The organism is Microbacterium excoecariae, assembly GCF_011326725.1.
GTDB lineage: Bacteria > Actinomycetota > Actinomycetes > Actinomycetales > Microbacteriaceae > Microbacterium > Microbacterium excoecariae.
Map to the genome: position 1 here is coordinate 446,344 of NZ_JAANCO010000001.1, position 17,117 is coordinate 463,460.

Genomic DNA, 17,117 nt, shown 5'->3' on the forward strand with positions numbered 1-17,117 from the left:
CACTCCCGACCGTCGGAGGCCCCCTCGTGACCACCACCACCCGCTCCCCGCGCGAGGCCGAAAAGCCCCGCGCGCTGTCCGGCAGCCTCGGCGTCGGCGCCATCGTCCTGATGGTCGTCGCCGCGGCCTCGCCCTTGACCGTCGTCGGCGGCGCCGCCCCGCTCGGCGTCCTGCTCGGCAACGGCGTCGGATTCCCGAGCCTGTACCTGTTCTCGGCCGTCGTGCTCGTGCTGTTCACGGTCGGCCTCTCCGCCATGTCGCGCGCGATCCCGCGCCCGGGCGCGTTCTTCACCTACATCGGCCACGGCCTCGGGCGCGGGGCCGGCGTCGCCGCGTCGTGGCTCGCGATCCTCACCTACACGTCCATTCAGGCGTGCGTGTACGGGTACATCGGTGCCGTGCTCGCCAGCACGGTGTCGGGTCTCGGCGGGCCGGAGATCCCGTGGTGGCTCTACAGCCTCGCGATCGTCGCGCTCACGGGCGTGCTGGGATACAACCACATCGACCTGAGCGCGAAGGTGCTCGGGGTGCTTCTTCTCGCCGAGGTCGCGATTGTGCTCGCGCTCGTCGCCGCCGTCGTGTTCACGGGCGGCGCGGAGGGCCTTTCGCTCGAGCCGTTCGCGCTGGACAACGTCTTCTCCGGGGCCCCCGGCGTCGGCCTCATGTTCGCCATCGCGGCGTTCATCGGCTTCGAGTCGACGGCCGTGTTCCGCAGCGAGGCGAAGGATCCGGATCGCACCGTTCCGCGCGCGACCTACATCGCCTGCGCGGGCGTGGGCGTCTTCTATGCGCTCGCGAGCTGGGGCCTCATCATGGCCTGGGGCCCGTCGCAGGCGGTCGCCACGGTCGCGGCGGACTACGAGAACGTCGTGATCCTCACGACCGCCCAGTACCTCGGGCCGATCGGCCAGGTCATCATGAACGTCCTGCTCATCACGAGCATGTTCGCGTGCATCCTGTCGTTCCACAACGTGCTCACGCGCTACCAGCACTCGATGGCGTCGGCGCGCCTGCTGCCGGCCGCGCTCGAGCGGGTCCACCCCACCCAGTCCTCGCCCTACGTCGCCTCGCTCGTGCAGTCGGTGACGGCCGCGGTGCTGGTCGTGCTGTTCGCGGTGCTCGGTCTGGATCCCGTGCTGCACGTGTTCACGTGGTTCGCTGGCGTCGCGACCCTCGCGATCGTCCTGCTCATGGCGGTGACGTCGATCGCGGTGATCGTTTACTTCCGCCGCACCCGTACCGACCGCCGGGTCTGGAACACCCTCGTCGCCCCCGCGCTCGGCTTCGCCGGCCTCATCGCGTGCGCGGTCGCCATCATCGCCTACTTCCCGCTCATGGTCGGCGATGCCGACGCGGCCGGGAACCCCGTCTTCGGGGGCGTGAGCGTCTTCCTGCTCTCGCTCATCGTCATCTTCCCGCTGATCGGCGTCGTGCAGGCGCGGATCCTGAAGCGCCGTTACCCCGAGCGGTACGAGCTCGTCATCTCGACCATCGCCGAGGGCGCATAAGCGCCCCGACCCCAGGAGAACCGATTATGACCATCGACATCCCCCGCACGACGGGCGTCACCCACCCCCTCGACGTGCTCACGGCCGAGGAGATCTCCGCGACCCGCGAGATTCTCGCGGACGCCGGCCTCGTCACGTCCGACACGCGCTTCGCCCACGTGACGCTCCTCGAGGCCCCCAAGGCCGAGGTGCTCGCCTTCCGCGCGGGCGACGCGATCACCCGCCGCGTGCAGGTCACGCTCGTCGACCTCCCGACGGGCCGCGGCACGATCGTCGTCGTGGACGTCACGGCGGGAGCAGTGGTCTCGACGGTCGACATCGACGCGGGCACGCAGGGCCAGGCGGCGATTCTGGACGAGGACTTCATCGACATTGAGGAGTGGCTGCTCGCCAGCGCGGAATGGACCGCGGCCCTGGAGCGCCGTGGCGTGGATCCGCGCACGGTGCGGGCCGTGCCGCTCTCGCCGGGCAACTTCGGCCGGCCCGCCGAGGCCGAGCGACGGATGTGCCGGGTGCTGGGATTCGTCCAAAACGACGAGAAGGACCTCCCGTGGGGCCACCCCGTGGACGGGCTCGTCGCCCACGTCGACCTCGTCACCCACGAGGTGTTCGAGGTCATCGACTCGGCCGAGTACCCCGTTCCCGCCGAGCGCTCCGAGTGGGACGCGGCCCCGCACAGCGACGGCGCGCCGCGCGCCGACATGAAGCCCATCGAGATCACGCAGCCCGAGGGCGCGTCCTTCACGGTCGACGGCAACCTCATCCGCTGGGCCGACTGGGAGTTCCGGTACTCCTTCGACCCGCGCGAGGGCCTCATCCTCCACCAGCTGGGCGTGGTCCAGGGGGAGACCGTGCGCCCCGTCATCTACCGCGCGTCCGTGGCGGACATGGTCGTGCCCTACGGCGATCCGCAGCCCGCCCGCCGGTGGATCAACTACTTCGACCAGGCCGAGTACATCTTCGGGCGGTATACGAACTCGCTCGAGCTCGGCTGCGACTGCCTCGGCGAGATCACCTATTTCGATGCGATGGTCGCGGACGAGCAGGGCGCCCCGCGCGCGATCAAGAACGCGATCTGCCTGCACGAGGAGGACTACGGGGTGCTCTGGAAGCACACCGACCTCTTCAACGGCATGGCCGAGACGCGCCGCCAGCGCCGCCTCGTGATCTCCTTCTTCGTCACGATCGGCAACTACGACTACGGGTTCTACTGGTACCTGTACCTCGACGGCACCATCCAGCTCGAGGCGAAGGCGACGGGCATCGTGTTCACCTCCGCGTACCCCGGAGAGGGCTACCCGTACGCGACGGAGATGGCGCCCGGGCTGGGAGCCCCGGTGCACCAGCACCTCTTCTCGGCGCGGCTCGACATGGCGATCGACGGCGGCCCGAACGCCGTGGACGAGGTCGACGTCGTGCGCGTCCCCGTCAGCGACGAGAACCCGTGGGGCAACGCCTTCGCGCAGAAGAAGACCCGCCTGGCATCGGAGTCGTCCGCCCAGCGAATCGCGGACAACCTCGTCGACCGGCACTGGCTCGTCTCCAGCACCGAGAGCACGAACCGCCTCGGCCAGCCCACGGGGTACGCGCTCTACCCGGAGGGCAAGCCGCTGCTGCTCGCGGATCCGTCCAGCGCCATCGCGCACCGCGCCGCGTACGCGACGAAGCACCTATGGGTGACCCAGTACGCGGACGGCGAGCGGTGGCCGGTGGGCGAGGTCGTGAACCAGAGCCCCGTCACCGGCACGCCCGACGGTCTCCCGACCTACGCCGCGGCGGACCGCCCACTGGACGGCGAGGACGTCGTGCTCTGGCACACGTTCGGCCTGACGCACTTCCCGCGCGTGGAGGACTGGCCCGTCATGCCCGTGGACTACGCGGGCTTCACGCTGAAGCCCGTGGGCTTCTTCGACCGCAACCCCGCCCTGAACGCGCCCGCCTCGACGTCGTCGCACTGCGCGACCCCGTCCGACGGGCACGGTCACGAGGACCACTGCCACTGACATGGTGCTGCTCCATGTCGTCATGGTCGCCTCGGGGGCGGTGTGCGTCGCGTGTGCCGCGCGCACCCGCCCCCGGGCGTCGGTGAGCGCGGTCGCCGGAGCGGTCCTCATGCTCCTCGCGATGCTCGACATGGCGGGACCCGGGATCCTCTCCCCGGCGTGGTGGGGTGCCGCGCTCCTGGCGGCGGCGCTCGCCGGCGGTGCGGCGGCGCGGATCCGCGGGGGTCGCGCCGCCGCCGTGGAGGCCGCGCCGCGGCTCGTGGGCGTGGCGCTCATGGCGCTGCTCGTCATCGGCGCGGGCGTGCACGGCGGATCCGCGTCCGGGCATCACCACGGCGGACCCGAGGTCGGCCTCGTGGCCGCGGTCGCCGCGCTCGCCTACGCGGGCTGGATCGCGACGGCGCTCGTGCGAGACCGCCGGCACCATGCCATCGACCGCGCCTCGATGGCGGCGATGATCGCCGCCATGGCGCTCATGCCCGCCGTCGCGTAGGCGGCACACCCCTCGCCCGGGGGCTGAACGTGCGGGGCGGACGCGTCACGAACGCGGGCGTCGCGGCCGCGCTCGGCTACGCGCTGGCGAGCTGAGCCTCAGCCCGCGCGGAACACCACCCGAAACCGCTCGCACACGATCGGCATGGTCTCGTCGAAGGGGCGGTCGACGTCCACGTAGTTCTCGTAGAAGCGGCGGTGGATGTCGCGCCACGATGCGAGGGTGCGATCGCCCTCGCCCTCGGCGAAGGCGTGCTCCGCGGTGACCTCGCGGAACGGCACCACCTCGACCGCCGTCGTCTCGATCACGGCGCGGGGCGTCCCGGATCCGTCGAGGATCACGTCGAGATCGCCGACGCGCGTGACGGTCTCGCCGGTCTGCTCGTACTCCCACAGGTATCCGGCGGTGCCGGTCTTGGTCCCGGCCAGCACGAGCGCGAGGAGGCCGTCCGCGTGCGCGGCCGTCGCGCCGAAGCCCCACACGCGATCGGGCGCGGGCGGATCCGCGGGGAGGGCGGGAACCGCGGCGCGGGCGGCGTCCCAGAACGAGGTGATTTCGGCGGGTGTCGGCATGGTGCTCCGGGGGGGGTGGGTCAGGGCGACAGCTCGCCCGCGATGCGGTGCTTCAGGTGCGCCACGGCGTCATCGGAGAGGACGATGAGGCCGTCGAGCTCGTCGCGCACCCGGCGGTAGGCGCTCTGGCGTTCGGCCGCCGTCGCGGACTGGTCGAGCGCCACCGAGAGGAGCTGCTGGGCGCGAGCGAGCCGCTGCCGCTCGGTCTCCGTGAAGCCGGAGTCGCGCACGCGGCGCGCCTCCTGCTCCGCGACGTCGAACGCCACCTCCGCGTCGTGCACCGCGTCGCGGTACTCAGCGTAGGTCTCCGCGTCGATCCGCTCGTCCGCCGACGCGGGCCGGAGCCCGTCGGCCACCCGCTTGGCGCGCAGGAAGGCGGCCGTGCGGGGGTCGCGCCCGTCGCTCATGGCGGGAAAGGCGATGAGCTTCGCCGGGTCCAGCTCGTAGTCGAGCCACCGGCGCGCCACGTCGTCGTGCGCCTCCAGGAGGCGGGCGACGCGGCGCTGCCGCCCCGCGGCCTCGTCCTCGGCGAGCTGGCGGGGGTCTGCAGGCCGCGCCTGGGCCAGCTCGGCCTTCGTGCGCATCACCTCGAGCCGGCGTTCGTGTCGCTCCTTCTGGTTCTTCGACCACCAGGATCCGAGCGGCGCGACGACCCCCATCAGCGGGAACGCGAGCCACCAGTATCCGCCGAGGAAATCGAAGAACGCCTCCATGGCGCTAGCCGAAGAGGGTGAGGAGGATCGTGGATCCGCCGCCCGCGATGATCAGCGAGATCACGACGACCCAGGCGACGACGCGGATCCGCCGGTTGCGGCGATACAGCCGCGACTCGGCCATGTCGTCCGTGCTGCCCTCGAGCTCGGGGGGCACCTCGAGGCGCTCGCGTTCCGGATCCATCACGCCACCGGCTCCGCGACGGTCGGGCCGAAGTGTGCCGGGAGGGTCGCGGCGGACATCGCGCGCAGCTCGGAGGCCGCGAACGTGAAGGTGTCCTGGATCTCGAGGTCGGGCTCCGTGTCCGTGACGCCGATGCGGAGCACGGGGTAGCCGCGACCCTCGCACAGGCCGCGGAACTTCACGTCCTCCTCGCGGGGCACGGTCACGAGCACGCGGCCGGTCGACTCGGCGAACAGCGCGTTGGCGAGGTCGACGCCGTCGCGCTCCATGAGCTCCGTCAGCCACACGCGGGCGCCGACGCCAAAGCGCATCACGCCCTCCGCGAGCGCGAGCGCGAGGCCGCCCTCGGACAGGTCGTGCGCGCTCGAGATCAGCCACTCGTCGCGCGCCGCCTGCAGCAGGCCCGCGAGGCGCTTGTGGCCGTCGAGGTCCACGACCGGGGGCTTGCCGCCGAGGTGGGAGTGGATGACGTCGGCCCAGGCGGATCCGCTCAGCTCGTTCGCCGTCACGCCGAGCAGGTAGATGTTCTCGCCCGCGTCCTGCCAGCCGCTCGGGATCCGGCGCGACACGTCGTCGATGATGCCGAGGACGCCGACGACGGGGGTCGGGTGGATCGGGGTGTCGCCCGTCTGGTTGTAGAACGAGACGTTACCGCCCGTGACGGGCACCGCGAGCTCCTGGCACGCGTCCGACAGGCCGTCGACGGCCTGCGAGAACTGCCACATGACCTCGGGGTTCTCGGGGCTGCCGAAGTTCAGGCAGTCGGTGACCGCGGTCGGCACGGCACCCGTGACGGCGACGTTGCGGTACGCCTCCGCGAGCGCAATCTGGGCGCCGGCGTACGGATCCAGCTGGCAGAACCGGCCGTTCGCGTCGGTCGCGATCGCGAACCCGAGGCCCGACTCCTCGTCGACGCGGATCATGCCCGCGTCGTCCGGGAACGACAGGGCCGTGTTGCCGAGGACGTAGTAGTCGTACTGGTTCGTGATCCAGCTCGTGTCGGCGAGGTTCGGGCTGCCGACGAGCTGCGCGAACTGGTCCTTCAGCACCGCGGGGTCGTTCGAGCGGGGCAGGGCTCCCGCCGAGTCGTCCTGCAGGGCGTCGAGCCAGGCCGGGTACGCGACCGGGCGGTCGTAGACCGGTCCGTCGACCGCGACCGTCGACGGGTCGACGTCGACGATGGTCTCGCCGTCCCACGTGATGACGAGGCGGCCGTCGCCCGTGACCTCGCCGAGCACGCTCGTCTCGACGTCCCATTTGCCGGTGACGGCGAGGAACGCGTCGAGCTTCTCGGGCGCGACGATGGCCATCATGCGCTCCTGCGACTCGCTCATGAGGATCTCCTCCGCCGTGAGCGAGGGGTCCCGGAGCAGCACGTTCGTGAGCTCGACGTTCATGCCGGATCCGCCGTTCGCGGCCAGCTCGCTCGTCGCGCAGGAGATGCCCGCGGCGCCGAGGTCCTGGATCGCCTCGACGAGCTCGCCCGCGTACAGCTCGAGGCAGCACTCGATGAGGACCTTCTCGGCGAACGGGTCGCCGACCTGGACGGCCGGGCGCTTGGTCGGGCCGCCGTCGCTGAACGAGTCGGACGCGAGGATCGAGGCGCCGCCGATGCCGTCGCCGCCCGTGCGGGCGCCGAAGAGCACGACCTTGTTGCCCACGCCCGTCGCGTTCGCGAGGCGGATGTCCTCGTGGCGCATGACGCCGACCGCGAGCGCGTTCACGAGCGGGTTGGCCTGGTAGCAGGAGTCGAAGACGGTCTCGCCGCCGATGTTCGGCAGGCCGAGGCAGTTGCCGTACGAGCTGATGCCCGCCGTGACGCCGTGCACGACGCGCGCCGTGTCGGGGTCGTCGATCGCGCCGAAGCGCAGCTGGTCCATGACGGCGACGGGGCGCGCGCCCATCGAGATGATGTCGCGGACGATGCCGCCGACGCCCGTGGCCGCGCCCTGGAACGGCTCGATGTAGGAGGGGTGGTTGTGGCTCTCCACCTTGAACGTGACCGCCCAGCCCTCGCCCACGTCGACGACGCCAGCGTTCTGGCCCATGCCGACCATGAGGCGCTCGCGCATCTCGTCGGTGACCTTCTCGCCGAAGCGGCGAAGGTACTTCTTGCTCGACTTGTACGAGCAGTGCTCCGACCACATGACGGAGTACATCGCGAGCTCGCCCGAGGTCGGGCGGCGGCCCAAGATCTCGCGGATCTGCGCGTACTCGTCGGCCTTGAGGCCGAGGGCCTCGTAGGGCTGCTCCCGCTCGGGGGTGGCGGCGGCGTCAGAGACGGTGTCGGCGACGTGTTCGATGCTCACGCGTGCGGCTCCAGGAGTGCGGTGGGGCGGGACGGCTTCAGTCTAGTTGGGCGCGCCGCCGGGCGTGGCAGGGGGTGGACCGCCGCCCGGGGAGCGCCTACGCTCGGGGCCACCGCCTCCCTCACCGTCGATCGGAGCGCCGATGCCCTCGCCCTGGGCCGATGCCGGACCCACGCCCCCGCGGGGAACGATCGAGCGCGCGCGCGACGAGCTGCTCGCCGGCCACGACGAGGATCCGCGCCTGGGCGAGGTCCGCGACCTCGTGCGCGCGTCCTGGGTCCGCTCCCGCGGCCTGCTCGTCGCGCCCGACGGCCTGCCCACCCTCGACTTCGCGGGCGGGGAGCTGGCGGACCACCGCAGCGCGCACCCGCTCGCTCCGGTGATCGACACGATCCGCGGGCTCCTCCTGCCGGGGGACGCGGAGGGCTCGGGCGTCGTCGTCGCGATCGGCGACGCCGCGGGGCGCCTGCTGTGGATCGAGGGCGACCGCGCCGTGCGCCGGCTCGTCGGGGAATCGGGGTTCGTCGAGGGGGCCAACTGGTCGGAGGCGCGCGTCGGCACGGCCGCGCCGGGCACGGCGCTCGCTCTCGGGCGCTCCGTGCAGGTGCGCGGCGCCGAACACTTCAACCGCCACGTGCGCCCGTGGTCGTGCACGGCCGCCCCCGTGCGGGATCCGGAGACGGGCGCGATCATCGGCGTCATCGACGTCACGGGGAGGGATCCGGCCGCGGCGCCGCAGGCCCAGCTGCTCGTCGACGCGACCGTCCGCGCCGTCGAGAGTGACCTCCTCATCGCCCGCATGCGCGCGCAGCCCGCGCCCCCGCGGCGCCGGGCCGCGGCCCCCGCGCTCCTCCGCGTGCTGGGGCGCGACCGCGGGGCGCTGCAGGCGGGCGGATCCGTTCTCGAGCTCAGCGCGCGCCACGCGGAGATCCTCCTCATGCTCGCGACCCACCGCGCGGGCCTGTCCGCCGAGCAGCTCGCGGAGCGGGTGTACGGGGATCCGCGAGCCGTCGGCACCCTCCGGCCCGAGGTGGTGCGCCTGCGCCGCGTCCTCGCGGGGGCCGCGCCGGGGCTCGAGATCGCCTCGCGCCCGTACCGCCTCGCGGGGGCGCTCGAGACCGACGCCGAGGGGCTGACGTCGCTGCTCGACCGGGGCGCGCACCGGGTCGCCGTCGCGGCGTGGGAGGGGGATCCGCTCCCCGGATCCCTCGCGCCCGGCGTCGCCGAGCTGCGGGACCGGATCCGCGCCACCCTGAGGGCGACGATGCTGGACGACGCGGGGACCGACGCTTTGCTGGCCTACCTGCGCACGGACGCGGGCGCGGACGACGTGGAGGCGATGCGCCTCGCGCTCGGCATGCTCCCGGCGCGCTCGCCGCGGCGCGCGGGCCTCGTCGCGCGCCTCGAGGCCCTCGGCGGGTAGGCGCCGCAACCGCTTGCAACCTCCCCGGGCGTAGCGTGGCGCCAAAGCGCGGCGACGAGGCCGCGCAACGCAGTCAAGGGAGACAGCGATGACCATTGTCGAAGAAGGCGTCTCGAGCACCTACGCGGCCCCGGGCCAGCCCGGTTCCCGCGCCAGCTATCGGCCCCGATACGGCCACTACATCGGCGGCGAGTTCGTCGACCCCGCGGGCGGGGAGTACTTCGAGAACATCACGCCCGTGACGGGCAAGCCCTTCACCGAGATCGCGCGCGGGACGGCGGCCGACATCGACCGCGCCGTCGACACCGCGTGGAAGGCCTTCGAGGGGTGGAAGCGGACGAGCCCCGCCGAGCGCGCGATCATCCTCAACAAGATCGCGGACCGCATGGAGCAGAACCTCGAGTCGATCGCCGTGGCGGAGACGTGGGAGAACGGCAAGCCCGTGCGCGAGACGCTCGCCGCCGACATCCCGCTCGCGATCGACCACTTCCGGTACTTCGCGGGCGTGCTGCGGGCGCAGGAGGGATCCCTCAGCCAGCTCGACGAGAACACCGTCGCCTATCACTTCCACGAGCCGCTGGGCGTCGTCGGCCAGATCATCCCGTGGAACTTCCCGATCCTCATGGCGGTGTGGAAGCTCGCGCCCGCGCTCGCCGCGGGCAACTGCGTCGTGCTCAAGCCGGCCGAGCAGACGCCCGCGTCGATCCTGTTCCTCTTCGAGCTGATCGGCGACCTCCTTCCCGCCGGGGTTGTGAACATCGTCAACGGCTTCGGGATCGAGGCGGGAGCGCCGCTCGCGTCGCACAAGCGGATCCGCAAGGTCGCCTTCACCGGCGAGACGACGACCGGGCGCCTCATCATGCAGTACGCGTCGCAGAACCTCATCCCCGTGACGCTCGAGCTCGGCGGCAAGAGCCCCAACATCTTCTTCGAGGACGTCGCGGCCGCGGACGACGCGTACTTCCAGAAGGCGCAGGAGGGCTTCGCGATGTTCGCCCTCAACCAGGGCGAGGTGTGCACCTGCCCCTCGCGGGCCCTCATCCAGACGTCGATCTACGACCGGTTCCTCGGGGCGGGCCTCGAGCGCGTGGGCAAGATCGTGCAGGGCAACCCGCTGGATCCCGCGACCATGATCGGTGCGCAGGCCTCCAACGACCAGTTCGAGAAGATCCTGTCCTACATCGACATCGGCAAGAAGGAGGGCGCGAAGGTGCTCACGGGCGGCGAGCCGGTCGACCTCGGCGGCGACCTCTCGGGCGGCTTCTACATCGCCCCGACCGTGTTCGAGGGGTCGAACGACATGCGCATCTTCCAGGAGGAGATCTTCGGACCCGTCGTGTCCGTGACGAGCTTCTCTGACTACGACGACGCGATCCGGACCGCGAACGACACCCTCTACGGCCTCGGGGCGGGCGTCTGGAGCCGCAGCGCGGACACGTGCTACCGGGCGGGCCGGGCGATCGAGGCGGGCCGCGTGTGGACGAACACCTATCATCAGTACCCCGCGCACGCCGCGTTCGGCGGGTACAAGCAGTCGGGGATCGGGCGCGAGAACCACCTCAAGATGATGGAGCACTACCAGCAGACAAAGAACCTCCTCGTGTCCTACGCGGAGGGGCCCGCGGGCCTGTTCTGATGACCGAGAAGCCGGAGAGGGTGGCGGTCTCGGACGAGGCCGCCGCCCTCCTGCGCTCGCTCACGGCGCAGCACGGGCCCCTCATGTTCCACCAGTCGGGAGGGTGCTGCGACGGATCCGCCCCCATGTGTTACCCGCGCGGCATGTTCGTGACGGGGCCGAGCGACGTGCTGCTCGGATCCGTCGACGTCGGGCTCGACGAGCCGATCGAGGTGTTCATGTCGGAGAGCCAGTTCGCGTACTGGAAGCACACCCACCTCACGATCGACGTCGTGGACGGGCGCGGGGCCGGGTTCAGCGTCGAGGGCCCGACGGGCAAGCGGTTCCTCATTCGCTCCCGCCTCCTTACGGACGAGGAATCGGCCACCCTCAACCCGGCGTGAGCGTCCCACCCCCGGCGCGCCGGGTGCGTAAGCCCCCGTACGTGACGTTGGTGCATGCCGCCCGAGGTGCTATGTCCACATTTCTCCGACAAGTCTCCCCGCTCAGCGGGGAGACTTGTCGGAGAAATGTGGACTTGGGGCGGGACGGAGGGGGCTACGCCGCGCGGAGGGCCGTCGTGAGCGGCGTGGTGGGGCGGCCGATCAGGCGCGCGAGCGTGCCGTCCGTGAACGCGAGGTCGCCCGCGGCGATGTTCTGGTCGAGGCCCGTGAGGAAGCCGATCGTGCCCGCGTCGAGGCCGGCCTCGGTGAGCGCCGCGGTCTGCTCCTCGAGGGTCAGCCGGCGGTAGACCACCTCGCGCCCCGTGATCTCGGTCGCGGCGGCGGCCAGATCGTCGAACGTCCAGGCCTCGTCGCCGCCCAGCTCGTAGATCTCGCCGACGTGGCCGTCCTCGAGCAGCACGACGGCCGCGGCCTCGGCGAAGTCGCGGCGCGCGGCGGAGGCGACGCGGCCATCGCCGGCCGACTTCGCGATGGCGCCCGACGCAGCGGCCTGCGCGACGTCGCCCGCGTAGTTCTCCGTGTACCAGCCGTTGCGGAGGATGACGGCGGGCACGCCGCTCGCGGCGATCGCCTCCTCCGTCGCCTTGTGCTCGGGGGCGAGCAGCAGGTCGGTCGTCGTCGCCTTCGTCACGCTCGTGTACACGAGCTTCGTCACGCCCGCCGCGGCCGCTGCGTCGATGACCGCGCGGTGCTGCGGTACGCGCTGGCCGACCGCGCTGCCCGAGATGAGGAGCACCGTGTCGGCCCCCGCGACGGCGCTCGCGACCGAGGCGGCGTCGTCGTAGTCGAGGTGCGCGACCTCGAAGCCGCGCTCCGCCAGGTCGGCAGCCTTCGCGACGTCGCGCGCGCCGAGGCGAATGTCGGCGGCCGAGGCGCCGCGGGCGAGGAGGGCGTCGGCGACGAGGCGGCCGAGCTGGCCGGTGGCGCCGGTAACGAGGATCGTCATGGGTGGTTCCTTTCGTGGACGGTCACGAGCGACAACGCGCCCCGGGCCGCCGCACTTCCCGTCCGCGGGTACCCACTTTTGGGTAAGGTACCCACATGAGCGTGAGTTTTGCGGAGATCCGCGGATCCGCCCGCCGCACCTTCGACGAAGGCTGCGGGACGCGCGTCGTGCTGGATCACATCATGAGCAAGTGGGGCGTGCTCGTGCTCGCCGCGCTGTCCGACGGCACGCTGCGCTGGGGCGAACTGCGGCGCGAGGTCGGCGGCATTAGCGAGAAGATGCTCGCCTCCACGCTCCGCACGCTCGCCGCCGACGGGCTCGTGCACCGCGAGTCCCTACCCCAGGTGCCGCCGCACGTCGAGTACAGCCTCACACCGCTCGGGCGTGACCTGATGGGCCGAATGCTGCCTCTCCTCGGTTGGGTCGCGGACCACGCGGAGACCATGGTCGCGCGCCCCTGAGCCCCTACTCGGCGCTCAGCACGAGCGCGAACTCGATGCTGCCCTCGTCCTCGACCGACACGAACCCGAGGTCCGGCGCGGTGACCCCGTAGTCCGCGAAGACGAGCGGAATCGCGCCCGACACCTGCACGATGTCGCCGTCGGCCGCGACGTCCGCCGTCACCTCGGCGGGCTGGGTCACCCCGTGGATCTCGAAGGTGCCCGTGAGGACCACGGTGTCGCTCCCGACCTCGAGCTCCGCGGGCTCGGTGAGCGTGAACGTCGCCGTCGGGAACAGATCGGTCTCCAGCGCGGTGGAGCGGAAATATGCGTCCCGCTGCCCGGAATCGGTCTCGATGCTGGCGACGTCGACCTCGATCGTGGCGGCCGTCAGCGTGCCGTCGGTGACGCTGACCTCGCCCGTGACCTGGTCGGTCGACCCGCGTACCGTCACGTCTTCGCCCTGGAGCACCTCGTCGACGCGGTAGCCCGCCACGGATCCGTCCGACACGGCGAGCGTTCCCGTGAACTCCGCGGCTTCGTCGGGGACGGGGCCGTCGATCGTGTTCGCGGGCGCGTCGCCCGCGCGGCCCTCGGCCCACGACGCATAGATGCGGGGACCCGCGACGAGCGCCGCGGCGACGAGCACCACGAGTGCCGCGGCGGAGGCGAGCAGGATCTTCGTCTTTGTCGTCACGCGGCCTCATCTCGGTGGCGGGGAGGGCCTCCATCATGCCCCGTCGATGCGCGCGGGTGCGCGCTGTCGGTGATGAACTTTCTGTGAGCCCTCGGGGCGGCCGGCGGCCTCACTCGCGCGCGACGGCGCGCGGGCGGCGCGGCGCGTGGCGCCACGCCCAGGGGAGGAGGAACCCCGCGAGGACGAGCGGAACCCCCGCGCCGACGAGGATCCCGCCGAGCGTGTCCGTGGCCCAGTGCACGGAGAGCAGCGTGCGCGAGAGCGCCATAGCGAGCACCCACGCGGCACCGGCGAGCGCCACCCAGAGGCGGGGGAAGAGGAGCACGAGCACGACCGCGATGGTCGTGGCGTTGGCCGTGTGACCGGAGGGGAAGGATCCGAAGTCGCTCGCGACGAGCATGTCCTCGGGTCGGGTGCGCGAGACGAGGCTCTTGAGGAGCTGCACGACGACGGCGCTCATCGCGAAGGACCCGGCGGCGAAGAGCGCGCCGCGCCAGCGGCGAGCGATGACGAGCGCCGCGATGATGCCCAGTGGGGCGACGAGGACGGCGAACCAGCCGCCGCCGAGCCGGTCGAGCGCCTGCGCGAAGGCAATCGCGGCGTCCGAGCGCCGCAGGATCACCGTGTCGTTCCACCACTGATCGAACCCCGGCGGATCCTCGTACCCGAGCATGAGGATGACGCCGAGCGCGGTCGCGAGGGCGAGCGCGGCGACGCCCCACCAGCCGAGTCGTCGCGGATCCATGTGAACGAGTATGGCGTCTGGCGCGCGCCGCGCCGGCACCGCACCGCGGAGGAGGCTCTATCCGGCCGCGACCGAGGCGCGCTCCCGCGCGGCGCGGAACGCGCGCTGCGCGGACGTCCAGCGCCACTGTTTCAGGGCCGTCGCGGCGAGGTAGGCGACGTATCCGATCGCGAGCGCGGGCGTGAGGGCGCCCGTCGCGAGGAATCCGGCGGTCGCGGCGGCCGCGGCGGCGATCGCGCGCGTCACGCGCAGCGCGCGGACGAGGCCGCGCACCTCCCGGCCCGCGCGGGCAGCCTCCGCGTCGCGGGGGCGGCCGACGCCGAGCGTGGAGATCTCCCGGTCGATCGCGGCGAGCACCTCGGTGGAGTTGGGGAAGTAGCGCAGGTGGTCGGCGATCGACGCGGACTGGGGGACGCGGCGGATCCGCCGGCGCGCGCCCAGCACCGTGAAGGGGTGCGAGACGAAGTCGAACGTCGCGCACAGGTCGACCCCGCGCGCGGCCGGGTGACAGAGGTCGCGGATCTCCGCGACGGCGGGCGCGAAGATCCGCGCGTACACGAGGACCGCGGCGGCGATCGCCGGGATGGACAGGAGGGTCGCGAGCACGTCGGGGGACAGGACGAGGGTCGTCGCGAGGTCGGTGACCAGCCGCCGCGCCTCCCCGAGGTGCGCGAGCGCCTGGGCCCGGTCGCTCGCGGCGCGCCAGGCCGCCGCGCCGAGCTCGAGCGTGCCAAGGATCGCCGTCGACACGAGCGCGAAGGCCGCCGCCACGAGCCACCGCATGAGCACCGCGGCGGCGGCGACGTAGACGACGATCGAGGCCGCGAGCGCCGCGATCGACGCCCAGCCCACGTGCAGCGTCGCGCTGATGGGGGCGAGGAGCGCCTGCCCCGTGCCCATCGTGATGAGCGTCGTGCGGGCGGGATCGAGGTCGCGCGAGATGTTCGCGGCGATCGCGCCGCCCTGCGAGTGGCCGATGAGCACCGTGTGCGCGGCGTCGACGGCCGCGACGCGGGACGAGACGCGGTCCGAGACGCCGCGGCGGGTGTCCGGGTCGCTCGTCCATCCCAGCGCGTCGACGGCGAGCGAGCGCGCCTTCGGCACGAGCGCGACCGCGAGGGTGAGGGGCAGCGCGAGGGCGACGGCGAACGCGCCGAGGACGAGGATCCACGCCATCGCGCGCACGGCCCGCCAGAGGTACGCCGGCAGGTCGCGGACGGGGCGCGTAGGGCCCTCGGCGAGCACCTGGCCGTTCACGAGCAGGTGCACGGCGCACAGCACGAAGAGCGCGCGCAGGAACCACCACGCCACGCGCCACCTCGGCGGCTGGTCGACGACGTCGAACCACATCAGCGGATCCACGACGAGGCCGAGGCCGTCGGCGCCGCGCAGGTGCGCGTGTCCGGCCGCGAACTGCGTGCAGCCGGCGGGACATTCCACCCGCTTCCACCCGGTGGGCGACGCGTCGAGGTGGGCGGCGATCGCCGCGACCGACTCCTCGGCGAAGTCCTCGTGGCTGCGCACCCCGATCCCGTGGATGACGGGGGCGTAGATGTCGAGGCTCACGTCTCCGTGATACCCCATGCCCCCGACAACGCCGGGACCCTCACGCCGACGCGGCGGGCTGCTCCCACTTCGGCGTCGGGCGCTCCCAGGCCTCGAGCTGCGCAAGGAGCCCCTCGGGCGTCTCGGCGACAATCAGCGCGTCGCGGAAGTGCGCCGCGACGAAACCCTCGGCGACGAGCCGGTCGATCATCTCGAGCAGCGGCCGCCAGAATCCGCCCACGTCGTACAGCGCGATCGGCTTGTCGTGGATCCCGAGCTGCAGCCACGTCCACGCCTCGAAGAACTCCTCGAGCGTGCCGATGCCGCCCGGGAGCGCGACGAACGCCCCGCCCAGGTTGGCCATGCGCATCTTGCGCTCGTGCATGTTGTCGACGACCTCGAGGCGCGTCAGGTCCTCGTGCGCGAGCTCCTTGTCCACCAGCGCGGTCGGGATCACGCCGATGACTTCGCCGCCCGCCCGCGACGCGGCCGTCGCCACGGCGCCCATGAGGCCGACGTTGCCGCCGCCGTACACGACGCCCATGCCGGCCGCGGCGATCGCCGACCCGACCTCCTCGGCCGCCGCGCGGTAGGCGGGCGAGGCTCCGGGGGAGGATCCGGTGAAGACGGTGACGCGGGTAACGGCGGACATGCTCCCAGCGTAGGGGCGGGAATGCGGCGTAGCGTGCCACGGTTGCACCCCACGCCGCACCCGAAGGGATCCCATGAGCACCACCCTCCCCCTCGCCGACGCCGCGCTCGACGCCCCCGCCTGGTCCGCCCTCACGGGCGCGCACGCGGAGTTTGCGCGGGGCGGCGACCTCGCCCGCACCTACCCCGCCGACGTCTCGCCGTTCACGGGCGTCGCGTCCTGGGACGAGCCCGGGGTGTGGGACGCGCTGGGGGAGCTGCACGGATCCGGATCCGAGTTCCTCATCTCGCACGCGGACCCGGACCTCCCCGCGGGCTGGGACGAGCTCTCGCGCGGTCACGGCCTGCAGCTGGTCGCGACGGACCGCGCCGCCGGGGCCGCCGATCCATCGGCCGTCGAGCTCGGCGCGGACGACGTCGCGGACATGCTCGCGATCGTGGGGCGCAACCAGCCCGGCCCCTTCCTCGCCCGCACGCACGAGCTGGGGCGCTACGTCGGGATCCGCCGCGAGGGCCGCCTCGTCGCGATGGCCGGCGAGCGCCTGCACCCGGCCGGCTGGACCGAGATCAGCGCCGTCTCGACGGACGCGGCGTACCGCCGCCAGGGCCTCGCCTCCCGGCTCGTCCTCGACGTCATCGCCCACATCCGCGCGCGCGGCGATCGGCCGTTCCTGCACGCCTCCGCCGCCAACACCGGAGCCGTCGCCGCCTACGAGAAGCTCGGGTTCGAGGTCCGCCGGAAGACCCCGTTCATCCGGGTGCGCGTGCCCTGAGCCCGCGGCGGATCCGAGTCACCGTGACTCGGATCC

Annotated in this window: 17 protein-coding genes; 8 read left to right on the plus strand and 9 right to left on the minus strand. The window is 72.4% G+C overall.

The window, feature by feature from the left end:
- Window positions 1–26: 26 nt before the first annotated feature.
- The 3 genes from G8E01_RS01960 to G8E01_RS01970 are packed head-to-tail and all read left to right on the plus strand — an operon-like array spanning window position 27 to window position 4,004.
- Window positions 27–1,508 carry an APC family permease gene (locus tag G8E01_RS01960; protein WP_338100717.1) on the plus strand — a complete coding sequence of 494 codons (1,482 nt, stop codon included), beginning with the start codon at window positions 27–29 and terminating at the stop codon, window positions 1,506–1,508.
- Window positions 1,509–1,534: 26 nt separating this feature from the next.
- Window positions 1,535–3,511: a primary-amine oxidase gene (locus G8E01_RS01965; RefSeq protein ID WP_166315103.1), complete on the plus strand. Its 1,977-nt coding sequence runs from the start codon at window positions 1,535–1,537 to the stop codon at window positions 3,509–3,511.
- A 1-nt stretch (window position 3,512) separates the two neighbouring features.
- Entirely contained in the window at window positions 3,513–4,004 is a 492-nt protein-coding gene (locus G8E01_RS01970) for a hypothetical protein (RefSeq protein WP_166315106.1), read from the plus strand.
- Between the two features lie 98 nt (window positions 4,005–4,102).
- Here the strand turns inward: G8E01_RS01970 and G8E01_RS01975 are convergent, their stop codons facing one another.
- From G8E01_RS01975 to purL, 4 genes are read right to left on the minus strand one after another with little or no spacing between them, the layout of a single operon-like run.
- Window positions 4,103–4,576: an ASCH domain-containing protein gene (locus G8E01_RS01975; protein WP_166315109.1), complete on the minus strand. Its 474-nt coding sequence runs from the start codon at window positions 4,574–4,576 to the stop codon at window positions 4,103–4,105.
- 20 nt (window positions 4,577–4,596) lie between these two features.
- Window positions 4,597–5,289 carry a hypothetical protein gene (locus tag G8E01_RS01980; RefSeq protein ID WP_166315112.1) on the minus strand — a complete coding sequence of 231 codons (693 nt, stop codon included), beginning with the start codon at window positions 5,287–5,289 and terminating at the stop codon, window positions 4,597–4,599.
- Window positions 5,290–5,293: 4 nt separating this feature from the next.
- Window positions 5,294–5,473: a hypothetical protein gene (locus G8E01_RS01985; RefSeq protein ID WP_166314092.1), complete on the minus strand. Its 180-nt coding sequence runs from the start codon at window positions 5,471–5,473 to the stop codon at window positions 5,294–5,296.
- Window positions 5,473–7,782 (minus strand): phosphoribosylformylglycinamidine synthase subunit PurL, encoded by a 2,310-nt coding sequence (purL, locus tag G8E01_RS01990; RefSeq protein WP_166315115.1) that lies wholly within the window; start codon window positions 7,780–7,782, stop codon window positions 5,473–5,475. The genes G8E01_RS01985 and purL overlap by 1 nt, the downstream gene beginning before the upstream one ends.
- A gap of 142 nt (window positions 7,783–7,924) precedes the next feature.
- On the opposite strand from purL, the gene G8E01_RS01995 reads away from it, so the two are divergent.
- The 3 genes from G8E01_RS01995 (at window position 7,925) to G8E01_RS02005 (ending at window position 11,224) form a co-directional block, all read left to right on the plus strand.
- Window positions 7,925–9,205: a helix-turn-helix domain-containing protein gene (locus G8E01_RS01995; RefSeq protein ID WP_166315118.1), complete on the plus strand. Its 1,281-nt coding sequence runs from the start codon at window positions 7,925–7,927 to the stop codon at window positions 9,203–9,205.
- A gap of 88 nt (window positions 9,206–9,293) precedes the next feature.
- The gene (gene exaC / locus G8E01_RS02000; protein ID WP_166315121.1) at window positions 9,294–10,841 is read left to right on the plus strand and encodes an acetaldehyde dehydrogenase ExaC; all 1,548 of its coding nucleotides are present in this window, start codon (window positions 9,294–9,296) and stop codon (window positions 10,839–10,841) included.
- Window positions 10,841–11,224, plus strand: a complete 384-nt coding sequence (locus G8E01_RS02005) for a DUF779 domain-containing protein (RefSeq protein WP_166315124.1) — start codon at window positions 10,841–10,843, stop codon at window positions 11,222–11,224. The genes exaC and G8E01_RS02005 overlap by 1 nt, the downstream gene beginning before the upstream one ends.
- A 154-nt stretch (window positions 11,225–11,378) precedes the next feature.
- Here the strand turns inward: G8E01_RS02005 and G8E01_RS02010 are convergent, their stop codons facing one another.
- Entirely contained in the window at window positions 11,379–12,230 is an 852-nt protein-coding gene (locus G8E01_RS02010; RefSeq protein ID WP_166315127.1) for an SDR family oxidoreductase, read from the minus strand.
- 95 nt (window positions 12,231–12,325) lie between these two features.
- On the opposite strand from G8E01_RS02010, the gene G8E01_RS02015 reads away from it, so the two are divergent.
- Window positions 12,326–12,691 carry a winged helix-turn-helix transcriptional regulator gene (locus G8E01_RS02015; protein WP_166315130.1) on the plus strand — a complete coding sequence of 122 codons (366 nt, stop codon included), beginning with the start codon at window positions 12,326–12,328 and terminating at the stop codon, window positions 12,689–12,691.
- Window positions 12,692–12,695: 4 nt separating this feature from the next.
- On the opposite strand, the gene G8E01_RS02020 is transcribed toward G8E01_RS02015, so the two are convergent.
- The 4 genes from G8E01_RS02020 to G8E01_RS02035 form a co-directional block, all read right to left on the minus strand.
- Window positions 12,696–13,367 carry a YceI family protein gene (locus G8E01_RS02020; RefSeq protein WP_166315133.1) on the minus strand — a complete coding sequence of 224 codons (672 nt, stop codon included), beginning with the start codon at window positions 13,365–13,367 and terminating at the stop codon, window positions 12,696–12,698.
- Between the two features lie 109 nt (window positions 13,368–13,476).
- A complete protein-coding gene (locus G8E01_RS02025; RefSeq protein WP_166315136.1) occupies window positions 13,477–14,112 on the minus strand; it encodes a phosphatase PAP2 family protein in 636 nt (211 codons plus the stop codon).
- Window positions 14,113–14,169: 57 nt separating this feature from the next.
- The gene (locus G8E01_RS02030; protein ID WP_166315139.1) at window positions 14,170–15,678 is read right to left on the minus strand and encodes a hypothetical protein; all 1,509 of its coding nucleotides are present in this window, start codon (window positions 15,676–15,678) and stop codon (window positions 14,170–14,172) included.
- 40 nt (window positions 15,679–15,718) lie between these two features.
- Complete coding sequence (locus G8E01_RS02035) at window positions 15,719–16,309, minus strand: LOG family protein (protein WP_166315142.1); 591 nt, start codon at window positions 16,307–16,309, stop codon at window positions 15,719–15,721.
- 73 nt (window positions 16,310–16,382) lie between these two features.
- Here G8E01_RS02035 and G8E01_RS02040 point away from each other — a divergent pair, with 73 nt between their 5' ends.
- Complete coding sequence (locus tag G8E01_RS02040) at window positions 16,383–17,081, plus strand: GNAT family N-acetyltransferase (RefSeq protein WP_166315145.1); 699 nt, start codon at window positions 16,383–16,385, stop codon at window positions 17,079–17,081.
- Window positions 17,082–17,117: the final 36 nt, after the last annotated feature.